This window comes from Pseudoalteromonas sp. SR41-7, from assembly GCF_014163935.1.
Lineage (GTDB): Bacteria > Pseudomonadota > Gammaproteobacteria > Enterobacterales > Alteromonadaceae > Pseudoalteromonas > Pseudoalteromonas distincta.
Map to the genome: position 1 here is coordinate 1 of NZ_JACJEF010000038.1, position 586 is coordinate 586.

Below are 586 nucleotides of genomic sequence, written 5' to 3' on the forward strand. Positions count from 1 at the left end.
TTGATTTCTTTTCCTACGGGTACTTAGATGTTTCAGTTCTCCGCGTTCGCCTCGTTAACCTATGTATTCAGTTAACGATACCTGCAAGCAGGTGGGTTTCCCCATTCGGAAATCCTAGTCTCAAGTGCTTTTTACTAGCTTGACTAGGCTTATCGCAAGTTAATACGTCCTTCATCGCCTCCAACTGCCAAGGCATCCACCGTGTACGCTTAGTCACTTAACCATACAACCCAAACGGGTCTTTGTTGTGTGACAGTTTAACTTCGCCAGAAGTCAATATTGAATACTAAAGTAGATACCAATCAATCAACGTAAAACGTTAATCAAATGGCACTGAATGGTACTGCTACCATTCTTTTTTTACTTTTGAAAACTCTTGATAAATACACTGTATCTATCAGAATTTTATTATCAGCTTTTCCAAATTTTTAAAGAGCATATTAATTAGTTATCCCAAAGGGACACGCACTAATTAACAATCATCTGTGTGGACACTACGAACAAATAAGTTCTAAATCGTATAAGGAGGTGATCCAGCCCCAGGTTCCCCTAGGGCTACCTTGTTACGACTTCACCCCAGTCATGA

Annotated in this window: 2 rRNA genes; both read right to left on the minus strand. The window is 39.9% G+C overall.

The features are described from left to right. Positions 1-223 (minus strand): 23S ribosomal RNA (locus tag H5092_RS20400); the annotation flags it as partial. Between the two features lie 298 nt (positions 224-521). Then, positions 522-586 (minus strand): 16S ribosomal RNA (locus H5092_RS20405); the annotation flags it as partial.